At 64.1% G+C, this 26,888-nt stretch carries 27 protein-coding genes; 6 read left to right on the forward strand and 21 right to left on the reverse strand.

Annotation, left to right across the window (positions count from 1 at the left end; all coding sequences use genetic code 11):
* Nucleotides 1–61: 61 nt before the first annotated feature.
* The gene (locus WOC76_RS06565) at nucleotides 62–451 is read left to right on the forward strand and encodes a hypothetical protein (RefSeq protein WP_341108154.1); all 390 of its coding nucleotides are present in this window, start codon (nucleotides 62–64) and stop codon (nucleotides 449–451) included.
* 489 nt (nucleotides 452–940) lie between these two features.
* On the forward strand, nucleotides 941–1,321 hold the full coding sequence (locus WOC76_RS24280) for a transposase (protein WP_445730647.1): 381 nt from the start codon (nucleotides 941–943) through the stop codon (nucleotides 1,319–1,321).
* 140 nt (nucleotides 1,322–1,461) lie between these two features.
* Here WOC76_RS24280 and WOC76_RS06570 read toward each other — a convergent pair whose 3' ends face one another.
* From WOC76_RS06570 to WOC76_RS06620, 12 genes are all read right to left on the reverse strand, one after another.
* Nucleotides 1,462–1,893 carry a ribbon-helix-helix protein, CopG family gene (locus tag WOC76_RS06570; protein ID WP_341108153.1) on the reverse strand — a complete coding sequence of 144 codons (432 nt, stop codon included), beginning with the start codon at nucleotides 1,891–1,893 and terminating at the stop codon, nucleotides 1,462–1,464.
* A 9-nt stretch (nucleotides 1,894–1,902) separates the two neighbouring features.
* Nucleotides 1,903–3,897: a conjugal transfer protein TraG gene (locus WOC76_RS06575; RefSeq protein ID WP_341108151.1), complete on the reverse strand. Its 1,995-nt coding sequence runs from the start codon at nucleotides 3,895–3,897 to the stop codon at nucleotides 1,903–1,905.
* A gap of 151 nt (nucleotides 3,898–4,048) precedes the next feature.
* Entirely contained in the window at nucleotides 4,049–5,788 is a 1,740-nt protein-coding gene (locus WOC76_RS06580) for a relaxase/mobilization nuclease domain-containing protein (RefSeq protein WP_341108150.1), read from the reverse strand.
* Complete coding sequence (locus tag WOC76_RS06585) at nucleotides 5,778–6,035, reverse strand: hypothetical protein (RefSeq protein WP_341387732.1); 258 nt, start codon at nucleotides 6,033–6,035, stop codon at nucleotides 5,778–5,780. Before WOC76_RS06585 ends, WOC76_RS06580 begins: the two co-directional genes overlap by 11 nt.
* Complete coding sequence (locus WOC76_RS24285; protein ID WP_445730646.1) at nucleotides 6,032–6,637, reverse strand: lytic transglycosylase domain-containing protein; 606 nt, start codon at nucleotides 6,635–6,637, stop codon at nucleotides 6,032–6,034. Before WOC76_RS24285 ends, WOC76_RS06585 begins: the two co-directional genes overlap by 4 nt.
* 242 nt (nucleotides 6,638–6,879) lie before the next feature.
* Nucleotides 6,880–7,380 carry a S26 family signal peptidase gene (locus WOC76_RS06595; protein ID WP_341108149.1) on the reverse strand — a complete coding sequence of 167 codons (501 nt, stop codon included), beginning with the start codon at nucleotides 7,378–7,380 and terminating at the stop codon, nucleotides 6,880–6,882.
* Nucleotides 7,377–7,847: a DUF2840 domain-containing protein gene (locus WOC76_RS06600; RefSeq protein WP_341108147.1), complete on the reverse strand. Its 471-nt coding sequence runs from the start codon at nucleotides 7,845–7,847 to the stop codon at nucleotides 7,377–7,379. Before WOC76_RS06600 ends, WOC76_RS06595 begins: the two co-directional genes overlap by 4 nt.
* Nucleotides 7,848–8,226: 379 nt before the next feature.
* Nucleotides 8,227–9,126, reverse strand: coding sequence for a replication initiator protein A (locus WOC76_RS06605; RefSeq protein ID WP_341108145.1), 900 nt, complete (start codon nucleotides 9,124–9,126; stop codon nucleotides 8,227–8,229).
* Between the two features lie 19 nt (nucleotides 9,127–9,145).
* Nucleotides 9,146–9,430 (reverse strand): helix-turn-helix transcriptional regulator, encoded by a 285-nt coding sequence (locus tag WOC76_RS06610; protein WP_341108144.1) that lies wholly within the window; start codon nucleotides 9,428–9,430, stop codon nucleotides 9,146–9,148.
* 180 nt (nucleotides 9,431–9,610) lie between these two features.
* Nucleotides 9,611–10,090 carry a DUF2285 domain-containing protein gene (locus WOC76_RS06615; RefSeq protein ID WP_341108143.1) on the reverse strand — a complete coding sequence of 160 codons (480 nt, stop codon included), beginning with the start codon at nucleotides 10,088–10,090 and terminating at the stop codon, nucleotides 9,611–9,613.
* A 67-nt stretch (nucleotides 10,091–10,157) separates the two neighbouring features.
* Complete coding sequence (locus WOC76_RS24290; RefSeq protein ID WP_445730645.1) at nucleotides 10,158–10,352, reverse strand: transcriptional regulator domain-containing protein; 195 nt, start codon at nucleotides 10,350–10,352, stop codon at nucleotides 10,158–10,160.
* Between the two features lie 173 nt (nucleotides 10,353–10,525).
* Nucleotides 10,526–10,777 (reverse strand): DNA -binding domain-containing protein, encoded by a 252-nt coding sequence (locus WOC76_RS06620; RefSeq protein WP_341108142.1) that lies wholly within the window; start codon nucleotides 10,775–10,777, stop codon nucleotides 10,526–10,528.
* Nucleotides 10,778–10,942: 165 nt separating this feature from the next.
* Between WOC76_RS06620 and WOC76_RS06625 the strand changes: the two genes are divergently transcribed.
* Nucleotides 10,943–11,302 (forward strand): helix-turn-helix transcriptional regulator, encoded by a 360-nt coding sequence (locus tag WOC76_RS06625; RefSeq protein ID WP_341108141.1) that lies wholly within the window; start codon nucleotides 10,943–10,945, stop codon nucleotides 11,300–11,302.
* 38 nt (nucleotides 11,303–11,340) lie between these two features.
* Here WOC76_RS06625 and WOC76_RS06630 read toward each other — a convergent pair whose 3' ends face one another.
* The 3 genes from WOC76_RS06630 to WOC76_RS06640 all read right to left on the reverse strand — a co-directional run bounded on the left by WOC76_RS06630 (nucleotide 11,341) and on the right by WOC76_RS06640 (nucleotide 12,985).
* Complete coding sequence (locus WOC76_RS06630; protein WP_341108139.1) at nucleotides 11,341–11,667, reverse strand: DUF736 domain-containing protein; 327 nt, start codon at nucleotides 11,665–11,667, stop codon at nucleotides 11,341–11,343.
* 565 nt (nucleotides 11,668–12,232) lie between these two features.
* Entirely contained in the window at nucleotides 12,233–12,676 is a 444-nt protein-coding gene (locus WOC76_RS06635; RefSeq protein ID WP_341108138.1) for a hypothetical protein, read from the reverse strand.
* A 141-nt stretch (nucleotides 12,677–12,817) separates the two neighbouring features.
* Nucleotides 12,818–12,985: a hypothetical protein gene (locus WOC76_RS06640; protein ID WP_341108136.1), complete on the reverse strand. Its 168-nt coding sequence runs from the start codon at nucleotides 12,983–12,985 to the stop codon at nucleotides 12,818–12,820.
* Nucleotides 12,986–13,308: 323 nt separating this feature from the next.
* Between WOC76_RS06640 and WOC76_RS06645 the strand changes: the two genes are divergently transcribed.
* Entirely contained in the window at nucleotides 13,309–14,307 is a 999-nt protein-coding gene (locus tag WOC76_RS06645; protein WP_341108135.1) for a restriction endonuclease, read from the forward strand.
* A 78-nt stretch (nucleotides 14,308–14,385) separates the two neighbouring features.
* Here the strand turns inward: WOC76_RS06645 and WOC76_RS06650 are convergent, their stop codons facing one another.
* From WOC76_RS06650 to WOC76_RS06660, 3 genes are all read right to left on the reverse strand, one after another.
* Nucleotides 14,386–15,309: a DUF2493 domain-containing protein gene (locus tag WOC76_RS06650; protein WP_341108831.1), complete on the reverse strand. Its 924-nt coding sequence runs from the start codon at nucleotides 15,307–15,309 to the stop codon at nucleotides 14,386–14,388.
* Nucleotides 15,310–15,617: 308 nt separating this feature from the next.
* Nucleotides 15,618–16,658: a DUF7146 domain-containing protein gene (locus WOC76_RS06655; RefSeq protein ID WP_341431338.1), complete on the reverse strand. Its 1,041-nt coding sequence runs from the start codon at nucleotides 16,656–16,658 to the stop codon at nucleotides 15,618–15,620.
* Nucleotides 16,658–20,986: a strawberry notch family protein gene (locus WOC76_RS06660; protein WP_341108132.1), complete on the reverse strand. Its 4,329-nt coding sequence runs from the start codon at nucleotides 20,984–20,986 to the stop codon at nucleotides 16,658–16,660. Before WOC76_RS06660 ends, WOC76_RS06655 begins: the two co-directional genes overlap by 1 nt.
* A gap of 134 nt (nucleotides 20,987–21,120) precedes the next feature.
* On the opposite strand from WOC76_RS06660, the gene WOC76_RS06665 reads away from it, so the two are divergent.
* A complete protein-coding gene (locus WOC76_RS06665) occupies nucleotides 21,121–22,626 on the forward strand; it encodes a helix-turn-helix domain-containing protein (protein ID WP_341108130.1) in 1,506 nt (501 codons plus the stop codon).
* 87 nt (nucleotides 22,627–22,713) lie between these two features.
* Here WOC76_RS06665 and WOC76_RS06670 read toward each other — a convergent pair whose 3' ends face one another.
* A complete protein-coding gene (locus WOC76_RS06670) occupies nucleotides 22,714–24,846 on the reverse strand; it encodes a ParB/RepB/Spo0J family partition protein (RefSeq protein ID WP_341108129.1) in 2,133 nt (710 codons plus the stop codon).
* Between the two features lie 266 nt (nucleotides 24,847–25,112).
* Here WOC76_RS06670 and WOC76_RS06675 point away from each other — a divergent pair, with 266 nt between their 5' ends.
* Complete coding sequence (locus WOC76_RS06675; protein WP_341387739.1) at nucleotides 25,113–25,373, forward strand: hypothetical protein; 261 nt, start codon at nucleotides 25,113–25,115, stop codon at nucleotides 25,371–25,373.
* A 73-nt stretch (nucleotides 25,374–25,446) separates the two neighbouring features.
* Here WOC76_RS06675 and WOC76_RS06680 read toward each other — a convergent pair whose 3' ends face one another.
* Complete coding sequence (locus WOC76_RS06680; protein WP_341108127.1) at nucleotides 25,447–25,827, reverse strand: DUF2958 domain-containing protein; 381 nt, start codon at nucleotides 25,825–25,827, stop codon at nucleotides 25,447–25,449.
* Nucleotides 25,824–26,783, reverse strand: a complete 960-nt coding sequence (locus WOC76_RS06685; protein WP_341108126.1) for an ArdC family protein — start codon at nucleotides 26,781–26,783, stop codon at nucleotides 25,824–25,826. The genes WOC76_RS06680 and WOC76_RS06685 overlap by 4 nt, the downstream gene beginning before the upstream one ends.
* Between the last annotated feature and the right edge of the window lie 105 nt (nucleotides 26,784–26,888).

Raw genomic sequence — 26,888 nt, forward strand, 5'->3', positions numbered from 1 at the left:
GGCTTCGAACCCTGCCCCGTGGGAGGAGCCGACCTATCGACCTGAAACGAGGAAGGCTTGAATGAAAATCCTGCTGATCGGCTCCGCCGCCTGCATCGTCGCCTTGATCACGACGGCATGGCTGATGACATTTGCAAAATGGTTTCCGATCGCCGCCGTGGATCGTTTCGTTATCGACTATAAGACCATGATCCGGGCGCATGTCGATTATGCGCTGATGGCGCTGTTCGGCGTCGGCTTCTACGGCTCGGGGGTGGAGCTTCCCGTCATCGCCTGCTGGTGCGTCGCGGTGGGCGGCTTCTCCAACCCGACCGTCTTCACGATCGCGTCGTTCGATCCCAATTTCTGGGACAAGCCGCTGTGGCGGGTCTACACGGCGGTGAGCTTCGTCGTTTCCTCCCTCGGCTTCGTTTGGATCGCCTTTGCGCTGGCGATGCACGCCCTCGGCTGAGGCCACGCCCTATCTCGCCGCCGCTGCCCCGTACCTTGAGACGCAGCGCAATCGGCAACAGGGCGAACGCCAGCGACGTCTCGCTGCACCGAGCCCCGCTCGTTCAATGGCCATGAGCGAGCGGGGCTCGGGCGTGGTTTGCTATAACGTCCAAGTTGCCGTCGACCCGGAACACCATCTAATCGCTACCCATGACGGGCAAGGACAGTGGGCGACTCGCGCGGATGTCGAAGCTGGCTAAGGGGAAGCGCTAGGCGTAGACGGACTCGATGTCGTCGCCGATCGCGGCTACTTCGATGGCCATGAGATCCTCGCGTGCATCGAAGTTGGCGTCACAGTCATTCTGCCGAAACCTATGACCTCAGGCGCAAAGGCGGAGGGGCGGTTTGGCAAGCAAGACTTCGCCTATCTGGTGGAATTAGATGTGTATCGTTGTCCGACTGGCGAACTGCTTCCCTATAGTTATACCGTTGTAGAGAGGGGATTTTCTTGCGTCCTTACGGGTCGAAGACCGCCTGCTGGGCCTGCTCGATCAAGAACCAATGCACGCCTTACAAGGAACGCCGGATCACCCGGCGGGAGCATGAACATGTGGTCGAAGAAGTCCAACGACGGCTCGATACCAATCCCGAGACTATGAGAACGCGAAGAGAGACAGTTGAGCACCCCTCTGGCACAATTAAGGTCCGCATAGGCGCCACCCGTTTCCTAATTAAGCGGCTGCCGAACGTCGCTAGCGAAATGGCGTTGAACGTGCTCGCGAACAATCTCACGCGCGTCTTGAATATCATGGGCGTAAGGCCGCTGGTGGCGGCGATACAGGGTCGCGCCCTCATCGCGCGACCCGCCGAGGGCCCAAGACGCATATGACGAAATGCCCACCGCCACCCCCAGCTTTAGGCACATGTCGGCGGGTGTCCTACCAGAACGCGTTTCATACAACCAAGGTCATGAGCGGGCCGTGTTGAAATTTTTTGTCCCTCTGAGGGAGAGCGCTCGATGCAACCTTTTCACGAGGTATCGTCATTGGCTTTGGGCTGGATCTCCTCCAAAACCTCCTTCGCCAATCGCTGCCCCCTTGCCAGCCTCCGCCCTAAAGCCTCGATAAAGCTCTCGTATCGCTCCCGCCCCTTGGCCTGCGCCGCCGCTTGCGCGCCTTCGGGCAAAGGCGGCGTGGCCGTGAGCCAGGCACGGATATAGAGCGCCAGTGCTTCGACCGAGAATTCGAGGTCGCGCTCCACGCGGTTGACGGAGCACGTTAGCCTGTCGAGCCGCCGTGTCAGCGCGGCTTCCCATCGATCTGCGTCGTCTGCAGTCAAAAAAGAAATGATCGCCGCCTCGGCGATCGACGATTTCGGCGCGCGCTCCTTTGCGGCAAGATTTTCCAGCCGCGCCATCATGTCGGCGTCGAGATAGACAGAGAGACGCTGCTTAACCGCCATCGGTTCACCTCATAAAGCGATGCCGTCGTCGGGATCGAGCGCGGTCTGTCGTGCGAGTGCGCGGCCTTGGCTGCGGAGCAGGCGAGCCTTGATCGCTTCTTCGTCATCCGGTTCATCGAGCGTGAAAGCTTGGAGGTTTAGGGCTTGGTTCGGTTCGGTCGGCGCGACGTCCTCGTGCTCCGGAAGTTCCGGCTCGCGGCGGATTCCACTGTTTGCGGGATCTTCGTCGGATTCAGCTCCCGGTTTGGGCGGCGGCAAGGCAGACCAATCGTCTCCCACGTTAGGGTCGGCGGAATTTAAAGCCAATCGTCCGTCGTCGATTACCACGCGCTTCGGCGGCGGCAGTATCCGCCCCTGCAATCGACGATCTTCATAGTAGCGCGCCTTCTTGGCACGGATCGGCGGCAGGCCGGCGACGAGGATGATTTCGTCGGCAGTCGGCAGCTGCATCACCTCTCCCGGAGTTAGCAGTGCCCGCGCGGTTTCCTGGCGCGAGACCATCAGGTGCCCGAGCCAGGGGCTCAACCGATGGCCAGCGTAGTTCTTCATCGCGCGCATTTCCGTCGCGGTGCCGAGAGCGTCGGAGACGCGCTTGGCCGTGCGTTCGTCATTGGTCGCGAAGGACACCCTGACATGACAATTGTCGAGAATGGCGTTGTTGGGGCCGTAGGCCTTCTCGATCTGGTTGAGCGACTGGGCGATGAGGAAGCTCTTTAGGCCGTATCCTGCCATGAAGGCGAGCGCGGACTCGAAAAAGTCGAGCCGTCCCAGCGCCGGGAACTCGTCGAGCATGAGTAGCAGGCGATGGCGCCGTTGTCTCGATTCCAGTTCCTCGGTCAGTCGCCGCCCAATCTGGTTCAGGATCAGGCGCACGAGCGGCTTGGTCCGGGAAATGTCGGAGGGCGGCACCACGAGGTAGAGCGTTGCAGGCTTCTCGGCCGAGACAAGGTCGGCGATGCGCCAGTCGCAGCGCCGCGTCACCTTCGCGACGACGGGGTCTCGATAAAGGCCAAGAAAGGACATGGCGGTCGAGAGAACGCCTGAGCGCTCGTTCTCAGATTTGTTCAGGAGCTCGCGCGCGGTCGACGCCACCACGGGGTGCGGGTCGGCGTCGCCAAGATGTTTCGTCGTCATCATGGCGCGCAACGTCGTTTCGATCGGGCGCTTGGGATCAGACAGGAAGTTGGCGACGCCGGCGAGCGTCTTGTCAGCCTCGGCGTAGAGGACATGGAGAATGGCGCCGACAAGCAGCGAGTGGCTGGTCTTCTCCCAATGATTGCGCCGCTCCAGGGCTCCTTCAGGATCGACGAGAATGTCGGCGACATTCTGGACGTCCCGCACCTCGGCGGGTCCGCGCCGAACTTCGAGCAGGGGGTTATAGGCGGAAGACTCGCCGTTGGTCGGATCGAAGAGCAGCACGCGGCCGAAACGCGCTCGCCAGCCGGCGGTGAGGGTCCAGTTCTCGCCCTTGATGTCGTGGACGATGACGGAGCCGGGCCAGGTGAGCAGCGTCGGAACGACAAGGCCCACGCCCTTGCCGGAGCGGGTGGGCGCAAAGCAGAGGACATGTTCGGGGCCGTCGTGACGTAGATAGTTTTCCTGCAATCTTCCGAGCACCACGCCGTCCGGCCCGAGAAGCCCGGCCGCATCGACTTCTTCCGGCGTCGCCCAGCGCGCCGAGCCATAGGTGACGACGTTTGGCGCTTCCCGCGCACGATGCACGGACATGGCGATGGCGGCGGCGATGGCGACGAAGCCGCCCGAGGCGGCGATGATTGCGCCCTCGACGAAAACATTCGGCGCATAGGCGTCGAAATGATACCACCACCAGAAGAAGGCGGGGGGCGGATATAGACGCCACACTCCGACTAAGATCCAGGGCGGCCCCAACTCCGGCTGATGCGCCAGTCGCCATGCCGTCCATTGCGTCGCGCCCCATGTGGTCGCGAGCACAATGGCGCAGACGACGAGGATCTGGCCCCAGAGGATACGGGTGGCGGACATGGGTGTCAGCTTGTGGGGTCGTCGCTCGCGCCGGCAAGACGAATTGATCAGGTGTCGCGGCCTGTCGCGCTACGGCGTGCAAATACCGGGCAAGGTGCGCCCCAGGGACTGCGAGAGCGAGGACATCCAGGGCAACACGGGTTCCGTCCGCCTACAATTCGATTCCTTTCTTCCGTCCAAAGCTCCAATCCACGCCGCCCCCTGGCATCATTGCGCCCGACACCTGCCGGCCGAGTTCCCTTTCCAGCAACGGTGACCAGGGGACCAGACTGAAGCCGAGGCCGTCATCGATCATGGCGAAGCGGCCCGACGCGAGAGTCAGGCGCTGTCGATAGACGCCGGCGACGATCTCGCCCTCGGCGACGGCATGCCGCGGAAGGCCTATCTGCGATGTCAGCCGGGCGGAAGCTTCATTCAGCTCGCGTGACCGTAGCGTGTCGAGAAGATCCCGGGCGAAGACCGGGCGCTGGCCTTGGCGGTGGGCGAGCCCTTCGGCGACGAGATGGTTGGCGCGCGCTTCCATGGCGTTCCGGACCTCCCCGCCGAAGCCCGATTCCGATAATGGCATGGGTTCCCTGGCAACCAGGCGTCGATCGAGCCAGGTCGCGCCCGTCGCGTTGATTTGCTCCTCGATCGAAAGGTCGGATCGAACGGCGAGGACAAGATGGGGCGTCCCGCCGTCGCGGGGAGGAAGCCGCCTTATCTCGACGATGGCGCTGGGGGCGGCGTCGCTCGTGGCGTCGATGTCTCTGAGCCGAACATGATGCGCGCGGCCGTCGACACCATCGATAATCGCAAAGGCCGAGCCCCTGAGTTCGTCGTCCAGACCGCGCGAGATGAGGCGGCCGATAATTGGCTCGTTGCGCGCTTCGCTATGCCAGACGAAGTCGGCGGTCGCCCGCTCCACGCCCCGCTCCCTGAGGCCGCGATGGATGCGTTTGATGATGTCGCCGCGTTCGCCAAGCGCGCGCAGGACGCTCTCGGCTTCCTCGCCGATCATCCACTGGCCGGGGCCGAGCGGTGCGGCGAGGCCAAGCTTTTCGAGCTTCCGCGCCCGACCTAGCAGTATCGACCGCTCGACATCGTTCTGCTGGCCGGCGTCCGGCCGAAGGTCGACGAGGCCGTCCTGCTTCCCCGCTTCGCGCGCCAGCGTCTGATCGAGCGCCGTCCAGCGGTCGGTGTCGACTTGCCGCTCGAGACCCTGACGAATCTCCTGCTCGCTGCGGGGGCCGAGCTCGAGGGTGACAAGGTGCTCGGCGCGGGCGCGAAGCCCGCGGCTGATATAGTCGCGGCTGCTGACGAGATCGCCGCCGTCGTCGGCCCGGCCTCGCACCAGGACGTGGATGTGGGGATGCTCGGTATTCCAATGGTCGATCGCCGCCCAGTCGAGTGTGGTCCCGAGATCGCGCGCCATCTCTCCCATGAGGTCACGGGTGAACGCCCGAAGGTCGGAAAGCTCCCGCGCGTCATCGGGTGAAACGATGAACCGAAAATGGTGTCGGTCGCTCTGGCAGCGCCCCGCGAAGTCGCACGCATTCGCCTCGTCGCCAGCGGCGTCAAACATTCGTCCGGGCGCGCCGTCGCGGGTGACGCCGTCGCGTTGCAGGTAGGAAAGATGCGTCGTGAGCGGCGTCGATTTCGGACGGTGCCTTACAATGCGCGCTTTGACCACAACGCCGCGCGACCGGGAGGTCAGGCCGCGCAGCGCGGAGAGGCTCGCAGCCCGGCCGCGGCCGAAGGAGCCATGCCCCTTTCCGCGCGCGCCCGAATGATGCAGGCCACCCGCCTTCTGTGTCGCGGCCAGCACGCGAGACACAAAGTTCCTTGATCTTCCTGGCTTCGTCGAGCGGATGGGGCCGGGTCGGATGCGAATATCGTCGTCACGCGTCATAGCAAATCGCAGATGAGGTGGAAATTGATGCGTCGTTGCAACGACTTGCAAGGGCCGAAAGGCTGCGCATCGAAATCGCAGCCTGTGCGAATGCATTGAAGTTCAACGACAAACCGACCGCCGGACAAAGCCGCAGGCTGTCCCTTTTATCCTGCCTTAGCTCGATCGCTTGCGCTCCCTCGGCGGGGCTCGCGCACAACGGCGCGAGGACATGCGCTATTCTGCGAAAAGAGGAGAGCCGCGTCATTGGGATGCTCCTAAAGGTCGGCGAACGGCGAAAAGGCTGGAACCGCGCGAAAGAGCAGCAGGCGATGAAGCGTTCGGACCGTTCGCTGCGTGCAAATCGATTGAAAATAATCTGACGTCTGGCTGCGACCGGATGAGTGAGCGCCGTGCGGATCCTTCGGGTCTGAGACCGGTGTCGACGCTGTATCTCAGCTGAGTATTGCAATGCCCTTCCGACTCGATGACCGCCATGAAGATCGGAGAGGCGGGGTTGCCCGAGGAAGCCGAATAAGGCGTCGCGGAACCTTCGCCGAACGAAATTGCGGACGCAATTCTTTGAACATAATCTGTCGTTTCGGCTGGTAAAGGGCGACCGCGAAGATAGTCCTCATAGCGCCTCGGACCGGCGTTATACGCCGCCAGAAAGCCGTGCTCGCCATATTGGTCGAGCAGCTCGCGAAGGTATGCGGCTCCAGCCAGAATGTTGTCGTATGGATCGAAAGGATCGGTGCCGAGGCCGTAGCGCGTGCGCAACTCGGCGTAGGTCGCCGGCATGAGTTGCATGAGGCCGACTGCGCCTTTGTTGGAGACGGATTTGGCATCGCCGCCGCTCTCTGCGCGCATGACGGCGCGCAGCCAATGGACGGGAAGACGGAAGCGATTGGACGCCTTCGTAAGCGCGCTTGTGATGACGAGACGGTGGGATGTTTCGTTCGCTATTGGCTCGGACCGCGCGGTCTCAGCGTATGCGGGAAGCGCGGATAAGGCGCAGAGCAAGGGGAGCGCAATTGTTCGAAGCCTTGCTGAGCGCCGACCGACGCAAGCGCGATTGCAAGGTGCGTCGCGGCAAAGTGATGCATCGATCATCACTCCGCCTCCGTCCAGATGGGCTGCGCACGGCCGACGATGGTATCGACTGGAAGCGCCCCGAAATACCGTCCGTCGAGCGAGGCGGGATTGTCCCAGTTGAGCAGGAAGACTTCCCCGGGCTTGAGCGTGAAACACCCGCTCCAGTGCGGCAGCTCGCAGCCTGTGTGATCTCGAGGATTCGCCTCGGCGACGAAGCTTCCGTCGACGGATATTGTGAAGTCGGTTCGGCAGACTTTCTGTCCGGGAAGCGCCGCCACTCGCTTGAAGAGCAGTGCGCCCTTGGGCAGATAGCCGCGCGTCGCTAGCCAGTTTGCGAGGTGCTCGGGCGGCCGAGCGACGAGGAGATCGGTGATAGCGAGGCCGCCAATCGGTCGAATGGCGTAAAGTCCGATGGGCACGCTGGCCGATGCATTCCAGATGAGAAGCGGCACACGACTCCCGGCGAAGTTCGACGCGATTGCGCAGACGGCGAAGAAGGCGAGAGTGAGCGTCCTCATGGGCGTCGCTCCAAGCCAACACGCAGCAGCCAGGCGCGATGGCGCTCGCGCGAATAGGCGCGCGGCGGCAGCCCGGCTGCAAGACGGCTGTGCACGTGTCGCCAATAGTCGGGACAAATTTCCTGTGGGAGAAAGCCAAACGCTTCGACGGCGTCGATGGTGCGAAGGACGCGCTGGACCTTCTCCCAGCCGACGGTCCGCAGCAAAATCTCTGCTCCGGGCTTCACCCCCGGAACGGTGGAGCACGGCTCCCCGTCGTCGCAAGCGCGAAGAATATCGATGCGCGAGACGAGCGTTCCATGCGCATTCGACGCCCAGCGGATGAAGGCGAAGGTGTCGCCCGGCGCGAATGTCGCGAGGCGCCGCCGGCGATCGAGCGTTCGCTCGCTGATCGGCTTGCCGAATCGAATCCAGCGTTCGATCTTGCCTTTGACGAAATAGAGTTCGACTTCGGTCGGTGCGCTCATGACCGACCTCCAGCAAGGTCATGATCGAACGGAGACGATGCGCGCCGATTTCGATTAAATAGCCGGAGTGCGAGGGCCCATTGTCGCGAGGCGAAGACCGCGTCGCTATCGGCCGGATGGTCGGCTCTGCGCGCGCGTCGCGAACGCCGGGATGGGCGCGCGGCTTCTTCTTTTCCCGGCTGGCATTTCGCTCGCTCGGCGGCGGTCGGGGGAAGGGCACCCGCCGTTAAAAGGAATCCGAAGGATTCCGAAGTTAGTAAGTTAAGCGCGCCGTGAATGACGCAGTGACAATGACTTGAGCGCCAAATTGGTCCCCGATAGCACGAGGATCCGGTCCCCGATAGCACGATAGTTCCGGTCCCCGATAGCACGAGCCTATTCACAGTTTTTCCCCCGGGGCGAGACGTCGATCGAGGCGCTGAACGGCGCGCTCGAGCCGATCGGTGGTGAGCGGCGTGAAGATGAGAAGTTCGCGGTCGAGCGGACCCCGGCGAATGTCGAGCCGGTAATTGGGAATGGGCTGGCGCCGCACGATGTCGCGGAGATCGAAGGCAAAATGTTTGAGCGGCGAGAGCGCGCCGGACTTGGCGTGGAGATGCGCGAAATCGAAGCTCCAGCCGCCCTGCTGATTGCCGGCGTGCTTGCGAACGAGACGATAAAGCCAGCGCTCCAGACCGCCCTTCAGCCCGAAATAGGCCCGGTCGATTGTGAGCACCAAGGCTTCGTTTAGGACGCCTTCGTAAAACCAGTCGGGGACGATGAGTTCGACGCCGAGCGGCCGGCCGCTTGGATCGGCGGTCTCCTTCCATTCGTTGATCCAGGAGAAGCGCTGGCGGCGTCTTTCGGTCGTTTGACGGATCGAGGTGACGATGCTGGTCGACTGCAGCCGGTCAAAGGCGGCGCGCAGGCGCTGATAGTCGCGCGCGCCCGTGGCGCGGCCAGTGAAGGTGAGGATCTCATAGGGCGTCGTCGCCATCAGGCGCGAGGTTTTGAGACCTTTGTCGCGCGCCTGAACGATTTGAGATGCCGCCCAGATCAGCACATCGGCATCCCAGATGGTCGCCATGCCGTGTTCGGCGGTCGCTTCGACCTTGATCGCGATCTGGGCCGTGCTGAAGTCGATGGGCGCCGTTCGCTTTGACTTGGCGAGGCTGAAGAAGGGATAGGCCATGAGGTCCTGCGCATCGCGTGGCGCGAGCTCGCCGGGCAGCGCTCGAAAGAGTTCGAGCTGCTCCCGTTCGTCGCCGCAGATGCGCGATTGCCGGTGTCGGGGCGTCATTTTCACCGCTCCCATCAGGTCAGCCGCGCGGTTGAGCGGCGCGCTGCGCGAGGCCTTCGGCGTGCCGCCGCGCGGGGAGAACGGTCCCGACGCCGGGGTCGGAGGTCGACGCCTTGGCGCCACGATCGGCCCAGGCCTGCAGGTCTTCGACGCGGTAGACGACGCGGCCGCCGAGCTTCGAATAGCGAGGACCGGTTCCGTAGGTGCGGTGCTTTTCGAGCGTGCGGCCCGAAAGGCCAAGAAATCGCGCGGCTTCGGGCGTGCGAAGGTAGCGCGGCGGCAGGGGCGCTGTTTGTGCGGACATGGATGAGCCTCGGCAGATCGTGGCGCGCCACCGGCTATCGGCGGCTTGGCTCGACCACCATGGCGGAGGGAATGGAGTGGGAGGGATGACGAAGATCGGGTGATGAGAATTCGTCACCCTGGACGGTCGCGGCGGGAACGACAGGACTTCAATCACGTGAGCGGGCGATGCGAAGGCAGGCTATCGTCTCAGGAGCTTTCGATAGCCGCCGCGCATGAGCTCCAGGCCGCCCTGAACAAGGCGGATCGTGCGGGCGCGGATCGACGACGTCTTCCAGGACTCGCGGTCGAGTCGTTTGCGACCGAACAGCGATTCGGCGACTTGTCGGTAGGAGGCTCCGTCTCGGACGCCGTCGAGGGCGCGGAGCGACAGCCGAAGGCGCCAATCGCCTATTTGCGCCTCGGTCGTCGTGGTGCCATTGAGGCGTTTGATCAGCCGGAGCGTCGCCTCAGAACGTCGCTGTTTCATGTCATCGATAGGAATCAGCGCCGAGAGCAAAGACCCCTCGTCGGGCGGACCGGGCAGCCAGGCATGATGCTCGTCGCGCCCGCGACCGAAAAGGAAATAGGCGCCATCGGTCGCAACCCGCCGTGCGCGGATGTTGGGCCATCGGTCGGGATGAAAGGTGAGATCGGAAGGAACGACGACGCGATTCGTCAAAATGACTACGCTTGCGCATATGTCTGGACGCCAGAAGACGTCGGCTTCCGATGCGTCGATCGACGGATCAACCGCGAAATCGAATCCCCCAACACTGACCTCGTAACCCTATTCCGGCGTCGAGCTCCGCGCGCCTGATCGGGTCGGCGTATGTGGCCCGATAGTCATCGTTGCGCCTGAGGAACTCCCAAGCGTAACTATGCCAGCCGGACTCTCGCAAATATTCATATGCGCTCGCAGAGCGCCAATCGCCATTGGTCATGGAATAGCTCGACGTGGAGTGGCGACGTCGAAGCTTACAAAAATGTCTGGCGGTTTTTGGTCAGTTGGCTACCCGTCGCGGGCATAGCGCTATGCCACAGGAAAGCCGAAAGATCGACTTTCTTCTCAATCTTGAACTGACGTCGACAAAACGGCTGGTCCGCCGAGTGGAAATTACGCCGGTCCACGAAGCAGGTCTTTGTAGCCGCTTTTCGTCATCCATTTGGCGCGGGCAAGATGCGTATCATAGGCACGCTTTGCGCGCTCGGGCTCGCGTGTCGGATCGATGCCGAGAATGATTTTCGCCGCCTCTTCCCATGTTGCCCCTTCCTTTTCGGCGTCGAGAAGCCTCAGATAGACAATGCCTTGGGCGCGATCGTAATCGACGATATGCGCATTCGTCGGCGCGATATCGGCAATCGGCATTGCGTCGCCAGGCGGCACGATAGGAGTTCCCTGGAGCGATTTATGACTTCTTTTAGGCAATCTACTCAATTTCCCCTGAGACCGTCTCGCGCGATATTAGTGCCGTATACATATTAAAGTAGATAAACCCAAAAGTATGTAGCGGTCCAGCCTGTTCGCATGGACATGCGCAAGCTGGTCGGCAGAAATCTAAAACGAATCAGGCTCGAGAAGGGGCTGACGCAGGAACAGTTCGCCGAGCGATCTGGCTTCACGCAGCAATATTTAAGTGATCTGGAGCGTGGAAGGCGGAATCCGACTATCGTAAGCCTTTACGAAATCGCCCTGGCGCTGGGCGTCGACCAGGTGGCCCTGGTCAATCCGGATGAGGAGGCACGCGAGGAAGAGGCGCGGCGCGCGGAAGAGGGCAAGCGCGGCCGAGGAACCGAACGCACGAAGGCGAAGGACCCCACTCTGACGAAGAATAAGGCCCCGGATAAAGCTCGGGCGTCGCGTGCCCGGGAGAGGCCAGAAAAGCTGGCATAAAAATGTCCCGCCCGATCTCTCGGGCGGGATGCCTGCAGTCAGTCGCCATTGGCCTTGCGGCTGCGCGACCAGATGAGGCTGTAGCCTTCGCCGTCCTCGTCGTCGAAGAGGTTGGCGTAGATTGGGGCGTTGAAGCTCGGATCATCGAGCTTGAGGCCCAAATAGTCGCGGCCCTCGTTGGAGCGCTTGGACCAGGCGGCGCCGATCTCGGCGCGGCCGACCAGGACCCGGTGGCTGGGCGCGTTCTCGCCGGTGGCGCGCTGGTCGGGGACGATGCGCACGTTCTTGACCTGGACGCTGAGAGTGAAGATTTCGCCGGTGAACTCGTTCGAGTCGGTCTTTTTGAAGGTGCCGATGGTCGCCATTGTAAGTCTCCGTTTTCCGTTCTCGAGCCCGCACCATTGCGGCCTCGATGGCGATCGGCAGGCCGGAGGCGATCGACGACGCACCCAGAAGGGGCCTGACAGCCAAGGAGGGCTTTCTTGTCTCGCGAGGAATGGCGGCGCAGCCGGCAGGGGAAGAAAGTTTGACGCGGCCGTTGCGTCATAGGCGATCGAGGCGCAGCCGACCTTCAGCCAGATCAGGCCATTGAAGAGGCCGTTTGGAGCGGTCGAGGCACGATCAGAAAGCGGAGAAAATGGAGGCCGCCCCGCATCGGCAAACCGGCGTTACCCTAGGCTCATCGGCTTCGTTTCCTCCCAGCAGGCCATTGCGGCGGCATCCTGGCCTTCCGCCGCCCTCAGGGAGATCGCCGCGCCAGATATCCGGATGCACCGCCGAAACATGGCCCTGCCTGCAGCGCTCCAACGAGAGCCGCTTTCCTTGGCCGAGCGTTGATCCGCACCACAAACGCCCATCGCTCCCACATGAGACGGCGGAGAGAGGCCACGCCCACTGCTGCTCTGATCCTCTTGATGGCGATGGCGAAAATCAGGCCCGCGCAAGTTCCCGGCCCGACGGGCCCGGTGTCGCCGCCATTCCAGCGACCCGCACGAACGTGGTGATGCCAACCGCGACCGCGCCGATGACGGAAAACGTGATTTGCCATGCGTCGGACGGCATGAGGTGCTTCACGATGCCATGGGTCGCATGGAATCCGGCGATCACCGCCGGCGCGACGAAGGCTGCAGCCACGATCAGCTTCAGCCACATGGGCCGAACGAAGGTGGTGAGTAGATTGCCGACGGCGAGCGTGATGGCCGCCGCGACGGCGCCGACGAGGATGCCGCCGGGGACGCCGGCTCCGGTGCCGTACGCCCAGGCACCTACGGTCACGCCGACGAACACCGGCAGCGCCAAGACGGCCAGCTTGAACAGCAGCCAGCAAAGCAGGCCGATCGCTGCGAGTGACGTAAGAATTGCGAGGATGATCATGGTGGTGGCCTCCGTAAGGACAAAGTCTGACGGTCGCGCCTTCCACCACCACCACGGCGCGCACGAAATATAGCGCAAGAGCGCACGCGCCGGGAGCGGAAATCGTCGGTGATTTCCGCCCGAGCGGTCGGGTCGCCCCGATTAGGGGGCGAAGGGATCGATCTCATGGACGATGGCGACGGTGTCGCCGCCATATTCGCTGGCGGGCGTGACCGACAGCGTGCCGTCGCCGGCCTGGAAGATGATGGTGGCGACCATCAGCGTGGTGGCGAGGCTGAAGGCGAAGGCGTGGGCGTCGTTGAGGTACATCGATCGGGCTCCTGTTTTGAGCGGAGGACCATTCCCCGCTGACAGGCGCCCGATGTGTCGGACCGATCGCTGCAATCACCGCGTGAGGCGTAGCCGCAGCGGCGGCATGCTCGCATAGCCGACCCTTCACGGGTTGATGGCGACAAGCGACCAGTCTGACCAAGGATCAGCGCAAAGAAGCGGAAGGTGGTCCGCTCGGACTTGCGAGCCCGATCAATACAAAGAACTTACGCATATTTTGCGCCCACTATGGACATCTGCTGCCGCCGATCGGTAGCGTTGCGAGCGAGATTGGCTATAGCGAGAACCCGACTGGTGACTGAATGACTCCGGAAGCGGCGAAATGCGCGCTCGCAGGCGCGGTGGGTGAAGAGGAGCCTGTGCTGCTCGGCGTGTCCATGCTGGGAAAACTAACAGTCGACGATGTACCGAAAGGTGTGCGGTACGAGATCGGAACTATGGGTGACGGCGTTGTTCGCCTGGCTTGGAACGGCTCCTTCACTGTCGAGAATGGCAAGGTGTTCGGTGAAGCCGACCATACTTGGACGCGCAAATATTGGCACTCTCCGCTTGGCCTTGAGCAGTATCTCGATCTGGTGCGCCGAGCTGTCGAGGTGCGGCAGCGTGTACGAGGCGATGTCGCGCTTGTCGATCACGACGACGACGGAGCCTACATCCATCTGCGCTATCGCATTGCCGCGACGGATAGCAGGTTGGACCGAGCCTACGACGAGGTTGTCAAGATCGACGCGGAAATAGCCGAAGCTGCCGAGCAGGCAGCCGATGAAGTGGGGGCTAGAATTGCCGAGGTTGCGGCACGACTCTCAGGCTGGGGAGTCAACACTCTCGACGGTTTGGTCGACGCTGTAGAACGGGCGACAAGCGCTGACGAGAAAGGTCGAGCGCTCGAAGAACTTTGTGCCCGCATGTTTTCTTTGGTCCCCGGATTTGTCGTAAAACAACGAATCCGGACTGAGACCGAGGAAATTGACATTTCGGTCGTGAACGGGAGCATCGAGCCTCGCCTCGCACGCGAGGGAGCGGTGATCCTCGTAGAGTGCAAGAACTGGTCGGGCCGTTGCGGTAAGAACGAGTTCGTCATTTTCCATGAGAAGATGCAGAACCGAAGCCGGCGCTGCTCGCTCGGGTTTCTCGTCTCCTGGAATGGGTTCGCCGAGACGGTAACGAAAGAGATGCTGCGAGGCAGTCGCGAGGAGTTACTCGTGGTGCCGCTCACGGGGGCCGACATTCGTGCTGCCGTCCGGGAGAGCGACTTCACCGCCGCCATACTGAACTACTGGGACAAAGCGGTCGCACTCTAATGAGCGTATCGCTGAGCCGTCCTATGCCGCAGACGAACAGCCGGCGCAGCGCCAGCGTGAGATAGGGAATGGCGGCGCTTACGCGCCGCCGAACTTCCAGACCGGGATGCCGAGCTTCTTGGCCTTGTCGGCTAGGTTGTCGTTGATGCCCGTGCCGGGGAAGTGCATCACGCCCTTCGGCACGATCTCCAGCATCTGGTCATTGCGCTTGAAGGGCGCGGCGCGACCGTGCTTCGTCCAGTCGGGTGCGAATCCGATCTGCGGCACATTGCGGTTCGTCGCCCAGAGCGAGGCGATCTTCTCCGCGCCCTTCGGCGACTTGCCGTGAACGAGGACCATGTCGGGGTGCTTCGCATGCACCTGGTCGAGCTTGGCCCAGATCAGCCGGTGGTCGTTGAAGTCGAGTCCGCCGGTGACGACGATCTTCGGTCCGGGAGGCAGAAGGATTTCCTGCTCGGCACGTTTCTTCGCCATCAGGAAGTCGCGGCTGTCGATCATCGCCGAGGTGAGGTTGCGATGGTTGACCTTCGATCCGCTGCGCGGGAGCCACGGTTTTCCGACGTGGCGTGCGTAGTGTTCGGCTGCCTGGTCGCGCATCAGCTCGAAAGCGTTCTGGCGTTCGATGAGCGTCTTGCCCTCAGCGATCTGGCGCTCGAGTTCGACCGACTTGACCTCGCTGCCGTCCTGTTCCCGTTGCGAGCGCTTCTGGGCTTGCTCGTTGTCGTCAAGCTCTCGTGCGATCCGTTCGGTGGCGCGATGGAAGACGTTGACGGTCGACCAGAGGAGATCGTCGAGATCGGGTTCGAGACGCGTGTCCTCCAGCGTCGCAATCAGGGTGTCGAAGATGTCGGCGACTGCACCCGCGACCGCATTGCCGTCCGGCAGAAGCCGCTGGTCGGGTTCGTCGGCGAAGGGCCGGTAGCCGTAAAGCTGCATTTCGTTGAGGAGATGCTCGGTCGGAGAAGAAGTTTGGGTGGCGTCGAAGTCGTCGTGCTCGCTCATGGGATGCTCCGTCGGTTGGACCGCGACCGTCGCGGCCTTCATGGCGACGAAGTCCACCGGCGGGACGGCGCTGCACCCGAAGCGAAGCGAGAGGGACGAAGCGCCAGCGGAGGATGGCGAAGGCCGGCTATTTTGCCTCGCGATGGAAAGGCCTGTAGGGCCGCCGGAAAATAGTCGGCCACAGCCATTGCCGAGCCGGCCCGACTGTGGGCCGATCGCCCTCTCGAAGGCCGAGGCGCGGTCCTCCCAGACGGTCTGGCGCATCCGGACGGGCATGGCGCGACCGCCGCCACCTTCCTCCCTGCCGGCTATGCCGCGAGCGCCATAAAGCGCGCCACGTCTTGTGGCCCGATCTGCACCCGGGTTTGGCTGCGGAGTGCATCGAGGCCGAGGGTGCGCAGATCCTCGTTGAAGTCGCCGAGCCTGGGCGAGATGACGATCGCCTCGATCCCGGCCGCGTTTGCCCGTTCGACCAGGCTGTCACGCGCACCGTCACCGGCCGGATCGTCGTCGCGCAGGATGTAGAGCCGCCGCAGCGTGTCCGGGAACAGGACGGCGGCGAGATGGGCTGCGGAGAGCGCCGCCAGCATCGGCATGTCGGGCAAGACCTGTCTGACGGACAGCACGGTCTCGATGCCTTCGCCGGCCGCCATGACTTCGCCGCCTGCGCCAAAGCGGACCGCATGCCCAAGAAGATCGCCCATCGCTCGGCGCGGCGTGTCGAGCGGCGCCTTGTCCCCGCGTTGCGGATCGAGCCAGGTCCGATGCGCCCCGGTGATCTTGCCGGCAAGGTCGGTGACGGCTGCGATCATCGCGGGCCAGGTCTCTGTCGGCGAATGCTCATCGGGCCGATAGTAGCAGCGCGGGTGGAAGCGGAGATTTCCGGTTCCGCGTAAATCCGTGATGCCGCGTTTGCGGAGATACGATTGTACGAGCGTGCCCGTGATAGGCTGCGACATGTCGAACAGTCTGCGGGCGGCTTCCACCGAGCCTGATGGCGCCGACGCGGTGGCACGCTTCCTCGGCGGCGGGTCTGGTTCGGGATGCGGCAGGCCGAGGAAGCCTCGGGCCTCTTCGACGACATCGGTGAAATCGACCAATCCGCAGCTTTCGCGGATCACGTCTAGCAGATCGCCGTGCTCCCCCGTGGCGGCGTCGGTGAACTTACCGGCCAACCCCTTTGGCGAGTCCTTCAGCCGCACGAACATCGAGCGGCCGGGCGTGTTGCGGGCATCACCGACCTGCCAATAATTGCCCTGGCGTCGGCCGGCGCTGAGATAATGACGGCACACCGCCTCGGCCTGTCGGCCGAGACGGTGCGCAAGATCGGAAGCATCGTGACGGGACATCACGCGGCCTCCCGCTCGGAGATGCGCGTCACCGGATAGGTATCGAGCAGCTTGGCGAGCACGGCGACGCCAGTGGTATCGACGGGAATGAAGAAACGCAGCTTCCACGAGATGATCTCGGTGAAGAGACCATAGGCGCGCAGGCGCTCGCGCATCGTTTCCGTGAAGCCGGTCAGTTCGATGCGATTGGTGCCCATGACGCGAACGCGGCGGAGTTGGAGGCCTTCGGCGAGATCGACGATGGTCTGGCCGTCGATAAGCGCGGCATGGGCGTCCTCCGCGGAGAGCTTCGCCGCCCCGGTGGTCGCCGTTGCATTCGCCGCCCAGGCCGGCGAGACGCGGCGACCGATAATGCGTTCGCCGTCATCGGTCTGAAGCCGATAGACGCGCGTCGATTCATTGGGTAGCCGCTTCCATAGCGGCAGGAGCAACCCGGCAACGATGTGGATCGTGCTCTCGGTAAATGGCGGCGTCTCCAGCATCTCACGCCGCCAGGCCGCCGCGAAGGTGGAACGATCAACCTCGTTCCAATGGCTCTCCGCCATCATCTTCAGCGAAGCATGATGGTGCTCCATGGGCCGGATCAGCCGCATACGCCGTTCGATTTCGCCGTCGTCCAGCATGAGTGACGGGGCCGGAACCTGAACGGCGGCACGTCCCGACTTGGCGTTGACGAGCAGCTTAGCCGAACCATCGTCGAGATAGGCCAAGGCGTCCTCAAAGGTCATCGGCCGATTGCGCCGCCGTTCGGTGAGGGTGAGCAACCGCGTTTGCGCGCCCGTCGCTGGATAGGTGTAGATCGTCTTGCGGTCCGTGACCTTGAGGCTCTCCGCCGTCAGCGTTTCCAGTCCGACATCGTAAACGCCGCTGGCGATGGCGCCCTGCACCTTGGCGTCGAGCAATTGCTCGAAGGCGGTGAAGAGAATGCCCTGCAGCTCGATGGTCAGCGCGAGCAACCTGTTCAAGAACGTGGTGATCGGCGGTAGCTCGTCCTTGATGCCGTTGGCGTCCATCAGCTTGAGGCCCGTGGCGGACTCGAAGCGTTCCGGCGAGCAGCCTTCGATCTTGCCGCGAACCAGCAGGAGATAGAGCTGGCGCAGCGCGTCGCGGGCGTAGGTGCTTTCGAGATTGTCCTCGGGCCGGAACAGGCCTTGACCGCCGGTCTGGCGCTGACCGCGCGTGATCGCGCCGAGCGTATCGAGACGACGGGCGATCGTGCTAAGGAACCGCTTCTCCGCCTTCACATCGGTGGCGATGGGACGGAACAAGGGCGGTTGCGCCTGATTGGTCCGATTGGTGCGACCGAGCCCCTGAATGGCGGCGTCGGCCTTCCAACCGGGTTCGAGCAGATAATGGACACGCAAGCGGCGGTTCCGCGCCGAGAGTTCGGCGTGATAGCTGCGCCCGGTCCCCCCGGCGTCCGAGAAGACGAGGATGCGCTTCAGATCATCCATGAACGCGGCCGTCTCAGCGAGATTGGCGGAAGGCGCGCGGTTCTCGACGGTCAGGCGTTCGCCTTTGCGGACGATGCGTCTGGAACGCCCCGTCACCTCGGCCACCATGTCCGTGCCGAAGCGCTGGACGATCTGATCGAGCGCGCCAGGCACCGACGGGAGCGAAGCGAGCTGTTCGATCAACTCATCGCGGCGGGCGACGGCTTCGCGGCCTTCGACGGGCTGGCCATCCCGAAAGACGGGCCGCGACGATAAATTGCCTTCACCATCCGTGAACGGTTCATAGAGCTGCACCGGGAAGGAATGGGCGAGGTAATCGAGGACGTATTCGCGCGGCGTGATGTCGACCTGCACGTCGTTCCATTCCTCGGTCGGGATCTCGGCGAGCCGGCGTTCCATAAGCGCCTCGCCGGTCGAAACGATCTGGATGACCGCGACATGGCCCGCTTGGATATCCTTCTCGATTGAGCGGATCAGCGTCGGCGTCTTCATGGCTGTAAGTAGATGTCCGAAGAAACGCTGCTTGGCGCTCTCGAAGGCAGAGCGCGCGGCGGACTTCGCCTGGCGGTTCAGCGTCCCATCGCTGCCGGTGATGTTGGCGGCCCGCATCGCCGCGTCGAGATGATTGTGGATGATGGCGAAGGCGCCGGCATAGGCATCGTAGATGCGACGCTGCTCGTCGGTGAGCTGGTGCTCCACCAACTCGTATTCCACGCCGTCATAGGAGAGCGACCGGGCCGTGTAGAGGCCGAGCGAACGAAGATCGCGCGCCAGCACCTCCATCGCCGCGACGCCGCCGTCCTCGATCGCCGTGACGAACTCAGCGCGGGTGGCGAAAGGAAAATCCTCACCGCCCCACAGGCCGAGCCGCTGGGCATAGGCGAGATTATGAACCGTGGTGGCGCCGGTGGCGGAGACATAGACCGCGCGGGCATTCGGCAGCGCGTGCTGGAGCCGAAGGCCCGCACGGCCCTGCTGCGACGCAGCCACGTCGCCCCGTTCTCCTTTGCCGCCACCGGCGTTCTGCATCGCATGGCTCTCGTCGAAAATGATCACTCCGTCGAAATCGGAGCCCAACCATTCGACGATCTGTTTGACGCGCGAAAGCTTCTCGGCCTTGTCGTCGGAGCGTAGCGTAGCGTAGGTTAGAAATAGGACGCCTTCGGGCAGCCGAATGGCCGAGCCCTGCGGGAAGCGCAACAGCGGCGTGACCAGGAGCCGCTCCATGCCGAGCGCCGACCAGTCGCGCTGGGCGTCTTCGAGCAGCTTGTCCGACTTGGAGATCCAGACGGCCTTGCGGCGTCCCTGGAGCCAGTTGTCGAGGATGATGCCGGCCGACTGGCGGCCCTTGCCGGCGCCGGTGCCGTCGCCGAGCATGAAGCCACGGCGGAAGCGGACCGCCTTTGGCGCATCGTCCGCCGCCGCGGTGATGAGATCGCCGGTCTCGTCCACGGTCCAGGCCCCAGCGAGATATTCGCCATGGGCCTCGCCGGCATAGATCACCGTCTCGAGCTGGGCGTCGGACAGGATGCCGCCAGAGACGATCGGCGCCGGCAGCGTCGGCCGATAGCTCGGCTTCGGTGGCGCGACCGAGGCCATTGCGGCGGACTGCACCAGCTTGGTCGGATGCGGCTGCGCACCATCGATGCGGATCGACTGGAGCGCATAGGCCTCATAGATCGAGTCCGACAGGTTGCCGCTCTCCGGCGGCATCCAGTCGATGGTCTCATAGGCGAGCGGCACGCCTTCGAGCTGGGCGATGCGACGGGCGGGCTGGGCCGTCGCCACGCGGGCGAGATAGCCCCGCACCGGGCGTGGCGTGGCGGCCGACATCGCGACAGGCCGCGCGATCGAGACAGGCAGGCGCGCGGGAAGCCGCGCGTCGATCCAGCCGAGCAGCGTCGCGACGTCGGGTGCAATCCCGGCAGAGTCCGGGAAGCGCTCAGGGTCCTCGGCCGGCGCCTTGTCGATGACGGTCAGGCGGGTCTCGATGGTCGTGCCGTGCTTGGCATAGACCGAGCCGGCTATCGCCGCGGTGAACACGACGCGGCCGCGTCCCTGGAGGCGGACGAAGGCTTCTCGCCAGGCCGGAAGCTCGGGCGAGAAGCTCGCGCCGGTGATCGCGACCAGGCGCCCGCCATCGGCCAGCCGGGCGAGCGCCGAGGCGATATGGCGATATGCGGCGTCGGCGACACGCCCGGTGACGTTCGCCATCACCGAGAACGGCGGGTTCATGATGACGACGCTGGGCACGGCGGCCGGATCGAGATGGTCGTCGATCTGGGCGGCGTCGAAGCGCGTGACGGGCGTGGCCGGAAAGAGAGAAGCGAGAAGATCGGCGCGGGTCTCGGCCAGCTCGTTGAGGATGAGCGACGTGCCGGCGGTCTCGGCAAGGACCGCGAGCAGCCCGGTGCCGGCCGACGGCTCCAGCACGCGGTCGGCCGGCGTCAATGTTGCCGCCGTCAGCGCGGCAAGGCCGAGCGGGGTCGGCGTCGAGAATTGCTGGAAGGCTTGCGCCTCCTCGGATCGGCGCGTGTGGGTTGGCAACAGTCCGACGATCTTGGCGAGGGCTGCCAACAGTAAAGCCGGCGATCCGGCTTTGCGGAAAAGCGCCTTTCCGTATTTGCGCAGGAACAGGACGGTCGCCGCCTCGCAGGCGTCATAGGCGGCTTTCCAGTCCCAGGCGCCGGACGCGTCGGAGGCGTTGAAGGCGCACTCCATGGCGCCGCGCAGCGTGGCGGCATCGACGGTGTGGCCTTGTTCGAGGTGGGAGAAGATGTGCTCGGCGGCGGCGAGGATGGCGGCGGCCGGCGGCGCGGACGGCGCGAGCGGAAGTGATGCCGCCTCGGCGGCGGGGATCGGAGCATGGAGCATAAGGGGAACCTCGGAGAGCGGGACAAGGGTAAGCCGGCCCGGCGCTCTCTCTCGACCGGACGGGCTCAAACCCGTCCCGGCCACCCTCTCACTCAGGCGGGGAGGGCGCTTTATCTCCACTGAGAAATTCGATAATGTCAGTGAAAATCACTGAGGTGAGAAAAATGACTAGTGAACAACCCGTCCTCACTGCCGAGCAAGCGCGCTCTGCGCGCGCGCTTCTGCAATGGTCGCAAACTGATTTGGCGAAGGCGGCCGGTGTCGCCGTTTCCACGATCGCGGAGTTCGAAAAGTGGCAGCGCGTTCCGATGTCGAATAATCTGAAAGCCATGCGTGAGGCTTTGGAGGCGGCGGGTGTGCGGTTCACGCCGGGTGGCGCTTCGCTGCTGCAGCAGCTCAGCCTTCATCTCATGAGCGAGAGCAACGGGGCTGAGCTGCAGCTCCATTACACTGTCGAGGCAGCGGACGCGGTTTCCGAGGTGCTTTCCGTCTTTGGGAAGGTTGAAGGCGGTCAGGCGTCGTTCGACGCGGTGCAATCGGCGTCGGTCGCTCTCAAGCAGAGTTTGGCGAACCTTGTCGCAAAGCACAGCTCCCTTGCTCCCCAGCTCCATAAGCTGAAGAAATTCGTGCAGGCGCTGCGCGATGACGAGTTTTTCCTTCTGCTTCCCGAGAAAGCTGCCTCAACGGCTGAACAGCTCGCGCGCGAGCGCTTGGTCTATCGCCTGAATCATCCCGATGAGAAGGATGAAACCGACGGGATGGACGATCTCTTCGGGGCATTGCTTGCGCGCTACGATATGAGGTCGCCGCGAACCGATAGGCTGACCGTCATCGGGAAGATGGACCGCGCTCATTTAAAGTGTCGGTTTTGCGATCGAACCGCCGCTGAAGGCGCGACCTTCAAGAAAGTGGCCCACGCGATTCCGACCGCGTTGGGAAACGATCATCTGAAGGTCGCCAACGAGTGCGACGACTGCAACGCCTATTTCGGGGAAGAAACCGAGCCATCCCTCGTGGCGTTGTTGGATATTCAGCGAGGCTTTCTCGGCATTGAGGGGCGGGGAGGCCGTCCGCAACTGAAGTTTGCGGAGGGCAAGCTCTTTCACGACGGAAAGAAGCTAAACATCACGTCGAAGGACGTGTCGGAGGACGCGTCGACCAAAACGATTTCGGTGCAGCTCGGCAAAGGCGCGCCGATGATCCCGGTCGCGGCTTACAAAGCTCTGGTAAAGATCGTGCTTTCTGTGGTCGACGCGCAGGAGCTCTTGCATCTCAAGAAAACGATCGCGTGGCTGCGCGAGGGGAAGCACAGCGACCACGTGCTTCCGAACGTTGCGGCCACCCTAGTTGACTTGCCGCCCAATCCGTCGGCGCAAATAACCATCTATCGCCGGAAAGACGACAACTTGCGCTTGCCTCATCTCGTCGGTGAGTTCCGATTGGGCTGCTACCTCTACGTTTTCGCAGTTCCGTTTTCGGATCGCGACTCTTGGGATCTCGTCGGATTCTTTGAAGACGATGAGTTTCGCGACACGTTCAAGCATTTCGCGAGCGTGCGGCGTTGGGCGCAAAACAATTTAAACGGAAAAGAGAGGGTCTTCCTCTCCCCGCAGATCAATCTGGTGCCGCGAAAAGCTTAGGCCGCGGCGATTGCGCGAAGAGCCGATGTATGGTCGCCGGGAGCGGATGGCCAATATGCGGAGCGGCCAAAGCCGCTCCGCATGCGCTCACTCGGCCGCGACGGGGTGGCGCTCATCTTCTTCGCCGGCGGCCTCCTCGTCATCGCCTGCGAGGAAGTCGGGCAGCGCCGCGCCGTCATCCTCGCCGCCGGTCTGCGTCTCGGTCCCTGAAGTCTCGGTTTCGGCGATCAGGCGCAGCGGTTCCGGGAGCCAGCCGGTCTCGGCGAGCAGCCGCTCCGCCTCCTTGGCCATGTCGCCCTTCTTCAGGTGGTCGATGAGCTGCGCGGCCTGCTCGCCGACGCCTTCGCGGACCGCCTGCAGGATGCGGGGCTTGGTGACCCGGTTGAGGTAGTTGCCGAAGGTCGGGCGCCAGCCGGCCTCCACTAGGTCGAGCCCCGTCGCCTTGGTCAGGCGGTCGGCCTGGGCGAGCCGCATATCGAGCGTGTGCTGCGAAACGCCGCCGGCGCTGCGCGGGTTCGGCCGCTCATAGAGCGCGTTGACGCCATAGCTGACGCAATGCGCCAGCAGCGCCATCCGGCTGGCGTCGTCCAGGCCCGCGAGCCAGTCCCACAGGGTATCGTCGTCCTTCTGGATGTCGCCGGCCCAGGCGGCGTGGCGGTCATGCACCGCGCGGGCGGAAGGGCTGTCCTTCAGCGCATCGTCCTCCGCCGGGAAGAAGACGTGCTTCACCCCGGCCTCCATGGCGCCCGTATACATGTGGGTCATGAAGGTGTCCGAGACCAGCTTGTGAAGGAGCGCGGTCATGGCGATGTGCGGATTCTCCGCGACGGCATTGCGCAATGCGAGGGTGCAGTAGGCCGTCAGCTCGATGACCAGGCGCTCGGGCAGCGGCTTGAACGCATCGTCCTCGTCGTCCTCCGGCTCGACGGGCTGGCCGCCGATCGTGATGACAGCGCGCTGCACGGCCGGCGTAACGGGCTCGCCCGGCTGATGCTCGGTATCGTCCCCATCGGCCTCGATGCCGGGCTCGGGAGCCTCGTCCTCGGCCCGGACATAGCCGCGATCGATGGCGACGCTGCCGTCGTGGGCGATGCTGATGAACACGCCCGCGCGGGCGATGTCGTCGGCCTCGAAGCGGACCGGACGGTTATCGAAGGCCGACAGCGCCGTCTCGATCTCGCCGAGCCGCTGGTCGACCTCGTCAGGCAGCTCGTCGGCGCCTTCATATTCCGCTTCAAGCTTCTGGTACTCGGCGTTGAGCGCCTCGATCGTCGCCTGTTCCTCGACGGTCAGGTCGAGCGGTTCGCCCTGCAGCGCACGCAGGCCGCGAGTGGCGTCATAGGGGAAGCCGACCGCGACCTCGATCCACTTCCAGCCCTCGGCGGCGATCGTCTCGGCCGTCGCCTTCAGCTTCTCGCCCACCAGCCGATCGAGCAGCGCCGCATCCTGCAGCCAACCGCCATCGTCGGACTGGAACAGGTCGCGCATGACGCCGCCGCCGGCCAACTCGTAGGCCTCGACGCCTACGAAGACGGCGCGCTTGTCCGAGGCGCGCACCGTCGTCTCGGTCAGCATGCGGCGGATCTGATACGGCTCCTTCGACCAGGCGTCCTTGATCGCCTCCCAGACCTGCTCCTGGCGGGCATGGTCATCGGAGACGGTGAAGGCCATGAGCTGGTCGAGCGTCATCCCGTCCTCGGCATAGACGTCGTGCAAGGTGGGTGATGTGGCCGCGAGGCGGAGGCGCTGCTTGACCACCTGGACCGGCACGAAGAGCGCCGCGGCGATCTCCTCCTCGGTTTTGCCCTTCACCCGCATGTCCTGGAAGGCGCGGAACTGGTCCAGCGGATGGAGCGGCGCGCGGTCGATGTTCTCGACCAGCGAGACTTCCTCGGCCAGGACCTCGTCGTCGCGCTTGCGGACCACGCACGGCACCGGGGCGATCTTGGCGAGGCGCTTCTGCTTGACCAGCAGCTCCAGCGCGCAGAAGCGGCGGCCGCCGGCCGGCACCTCGAACATGCCGGTCTCCTGGCCCTCGGCGTCGACCACGGGGATGACGCTGAGGCTCTGAATCAGGCCGCATCGCGCGATCGAGGCCGCCAGGTCCTCGATCGAGACACCGGCCTTCACGCGCCGGACATTGGACTGGCTCAAGACCAGCTTGTTGAAGGGGATGTCGCGCGAGGACGACAGGACGATCTTCTGAACTGCAGTAGCCATCGGGGATTACTCCGCGACGGGCGGCCGAGAACCTCTCTCTCGACCTCCAACCCGTCACGAAGATCCCGTCCTCCCTCTCACTCTCTCCTGGCCGGTGCCTTGGGCGCGGCGACCGGACCGATCTGGACACGTTCGTCGCGCTAAGCCTCTGGCATTGACGAAAGGCGACTATAATAGTCGCCCTTGGTGTGGCTGGAGAGGAAAACGCGCCCGCCAGGTTCGCGCGTGTTCGGATCGCCCGGCGCTCGGGGCGATCGGAGGAAGCAATGGACACGGCGGTGAAGGACGGCGCGCAGACGCCCTGGCGCGATTGGCTGGCGATGCTCGGCCGCAGGCGATCGCGGCCGAGATTGTCGAAGGTCGAGCGCGCGCTGATCGGCGCCAACGGAAAGGCGCTGACGATGCTGGTGACCGCGTTGCAGGCGCGCGGCCATCTCGACGTCAGGGAATTCGCCGACCTGCTCGGCATTTTCAGCGCCGTGGTCGGCGAGGATGATGACCTGGAGGGCATGATCCTCGCCGTCTAGGCGGGCCTGCCGAAGGACAGCGTCTCGTCGTAAATGGCGAGAAGTGTAAAACCGCAGGCACACCTCCATGGATTTACGCTTTTGCGGATGGGTCGGGCCTCGCGCGATGAACGGCGTGAAGCACGCGTTCGGCCTCGCGGATGCCGCCGGTCTGGCGCGCCGCCTCGGCCCAGGCCGAGATCGGATAGAGGCCCTCGAACAGGATGTCACGCTCGATGCCGAGACCCATCGGCAGTCGCACGGCGATCATCTCGGCGAGGCTGAAGGAGCCGAGCTCGGGTTCGCCGAGATAGGCCAGGCCAAACAAGGTGTCGCCCTCCTCGTCGAGTTCGGTTGCGAGCCAAACCCCTTCGCCGAGGGGATTGAAGAATTTCACCACGGGGAAGTGGTCGGCGTCGCGGTCGCGGCCGTTGGCCAGGAGCTGCTCACGCAGCTCGTCGGTCAGGAGGATCATGCGGCCCTCCTGTCGATCGCAGGCTCGGCCGACAGCGCGGCCCCATCGGCCGGCACGAAGCCGAGCAGCCAGTCGGCGGCCTTGCTCGCCTGGCTGGCGGCGCGGACGATGGCGCGATTGTCCTCGCGCAGCACCTCCAGCCAGGAGCCGATGTAGTCGGCGTGCCGCACCGTCGGCACGATCCCGAGCGAGGCGCAGCAGAAGGCGGCGTTCATTTCGGCGACCAGCTCCTCGAGCGCGTATTTCTTGGTGCCGAAGCCGCCGGTCATGTCGCGGTCGAGACGGGACGGATGGCCGGTGGCGTGACCCAGCTCGTGCAGCGCGGTCCGGTGCCAGTTGATCGGCTCGAAATAGGCCTGGGGCGGCGGGACCTGCACATAGTCGAGCGCTGGCACGTAGAAGGCGTGATTGCCGCCGATGCGGAAGTCTATGCCCGCGGCGCGGATCAGCGCCTCGACCTGCGGCTCTATCAGGCCCGGCACCGGCGGCGGCGCTGCGACCGCGACGTCCTCCGGCAGGCCCTCGCACTGCGCGGCGTTGAACACCGTGAAGCGCTTCAGGAAGGGGATCGCCTGGGCCTCGTCGCCGGTTTCGCGGGCCCGCCGCTTCTTGTCGTCGGGCACGAAGCGGTCGGCATAGACGACGGTCGTGCCGCGCTCGCCCTTGCGGACATTGCCGCCGAGCGCCAGCACCTGGCGAAAGGTAAGCCAGCTCTGGCCGGGAAAGCCGTGCTCGATGACGGCGCCCCAGAGGATCAGTACGTTGATCCCGGAATAATGCCGGCCGGTGGCGGCGTTCCTCGGCATGGCGAGCGGCGCCTTCGTCGCCGCGGTTCCCCAGGGCTGGACCCAGGGGACGCGTCCTGCCTCCAGCTCGCCGATGATTTTGCCGGTGATTTCGTCATAGAGGCTCGTCCGGTCCCGGCCGGCGCGAGCGGTTGCGGTCTTTCTGGACATCGCGGATCTCCGCGACGGGCGCCGGAAGCCTCTCTCCCAGCCCTCAACCCGTCACGGCAAAGCCGGTCCGCACTCTCACTCTAAGGGGGCGTTGCGGGGTCTCCC

The sequence above is a fragment of the Methylocystis sp. IM3 genome, assembly GCF_038070105.1.
Classification (GTDB): Bacteria; Pseudomonadota; Alphaproteobacteria; order Rhizobiales; family Beijerinckiaceae; genus Methylocystis.

Excerpts from the sequence above, each read along its gene's own strand:
- WOC76_RS06665 (WP_341108130.1), top strand. The coding sequence starts at position 21,121 with ATGTCAGTGAAAATCACTGAGGTGAGAAAAATGACTAGTGAACAACCC.
- WOC76_RS06620 (WP_341108142.1), bottom strand. The coding sequence starts at position 10,777 with ATGCCGATTGCCGATATCGCGCCGACGAATGCGCATATCGTCGATTAC.
- WOC76_RS06675 (WP_341387739.1), top strand. The coding sequence starts at position 25,113 with ATGGACACGGCGGTGAAGGACGGCGCGCAGACGCCCTGGCGCGATTGG.
- WOC76_RS06650 (WP_341108831.1), bottom strand. The coding sequence starts at position 15,309 with ATGAGCGAGCACGACGACTTCGACGCCACCCAAACTTCTTCTCCGACC.
- WOC76_RS06640 (WP_341108136.1), bottom strand. The coding sequence starts at position 12,985 with ATGTACCTCAACGACGCCCACGCCTTCGCCTTCAGCCTCGCCACCACG.
- WOC76_RS06580 (WP_341108150.1), bottom strand. The coding sequence starts at position 5,788 with ATGACGCGTGACGACGATATTCGCATCCGACCCGGCCCCATCCGCTCG.
- WOC76_RS06630 (WP_341108139.1), bottom strand. The coding sequence starts at position 11,667 with ATGGCGACCATCGGCACCTTCAAAAAGACCGACTCGAACGAGTTCACC.
- WOC76_RS06625 (WP_341108141.1), top strand. The coding sequence starts at position 10,943 with ATGCGCAAGCTGGTCGGCAGAAATCTAAAACGAATCAGGCTCGAGAAG.
- WOC76_RS06680 (WP_341108127.1), bottom strand. The coding sequence starts at position 25,827 with ATGATCCTCCTGACCGACGAGCTGCGTGAGCAGCTCCTGGCCAACGGC.
- WOC76_RS06565 (WP_341108154.1), top strand. The coding sequence starts at position 62 with ATGAAAATCCTGCTGATCGGCTCCGCCGCCTGCATCGTCGCCTTGATC.
- WOC76_RS06595 (WP_341108149.1), bottom strand. The coding sequence starts at position 7,380 with ATGAGGACGCTCACTCTCGCCTTCTTCGCCGTCTGCGCAATCGCGTCG.
- WOC76_RS06575 (WP_341108151.1), bottom strand. The coding sequence starts at position 3,897 with ATGTCCGCCACCCGTATCCTCTGGGGCCAGATCCTCGTCGTCTGCGCC.
- WOC76_RS06685 (WP_341108126.1), bottom strand. The coding sequence starts at position 26,783 with ATGTCCAGAAAGACCGCAACCGCTCGCGCCGGCCGGGACCGGACGAGC.
- WOC76_RS06585 (WP_341387732.1), bottom strand. The coding sequence starts at position 6,035 with ATGACGCGGCTCTCCTCTTTTCGCAGAATAGCGCATGTCCTCGCGCCG.
- WOC76_RS06670 (WP_341108129.1), bottom strand. The coding sequence starts at position 24,846 with ATGGCTACTGCAGTTCAGAAGATCGTCCTGTCGTCCTCGCGCGACATC.
- WOC76_RS06570 (WP_341108153.1), bottom strand. The coding sequence starts at position 1,893 with ATGGCGGTTAAGCAGCGTCTCTCTGTCTATCTCGACGCCGACATGATG.
- WOC76_RS06605 (WP_341108145.1), bottom strand. The coding sequence starts at position 9,126 with ATGACGCCCCGACACCGGCAATCGCGCATCTGCGGCGACGAACGGGAG.
- WOC76_RS24285 (WP_445730646.1), bottom strand. The coding sequence starts at position 6,637 with ATGCGCGCAGAGAGCGGCGGCGATGCCAAATCCGTCTCCAACAAAGGC.
- WOC76_RS24290 (WP_445730645.1), bottom strand. The coding sequence starts at position 10,352 with ATGACCAATGGCGATTGGCGCTCTGCGAGCGCATATGAATATTTGCGA.
- WOC76_RS06645 (WP_341108135.1), top strand. The coding sequence starts at position 13,309 with ATGACTCCGGAAGCGGCGAAATGCGCGCTCGCAGGCGCGGTGGGTGAA.
- WOC76_RS06635 (WP_341108138.1), bottom strand. The coding sequence starts at position 12,676 with ATGATCATCCTCGCAATTCTTACGTCACTCGCAGCGATCGGCCTGCTT.
- WOC76_RS06610 (WP_341108144.1), bottom strand. The coding sequence starts at position 9,430 with ATGTCCGCACAAACAGCGCCCCTGCCGCCGCGCTACCTTCGCACGCCC.
- WOC76_RS06660 (WP_341108132.1), bottom strand. The coding sequence starts at position 20,986 with ATGCTCCATGCTCCGATCCCCGCCGCCGAGGCGGCATCACTTCCGCTC.
- WOC76_RS06600 (WP_341108147.1), bottom strand. The coding sequence starts at position 7,847 with ATGAGCGCACCGACCGAAGTCGAACTCTATTTCGTCAAAGGCAAGATC.
- WOC76_RS06655 (WP_341431338.1), bottom strand. The coding sequence starts at position 16,658 with ATGTCCCGTCACGATGCTTCCGATCTTGCGCACCGTCTCGGCCGACAG.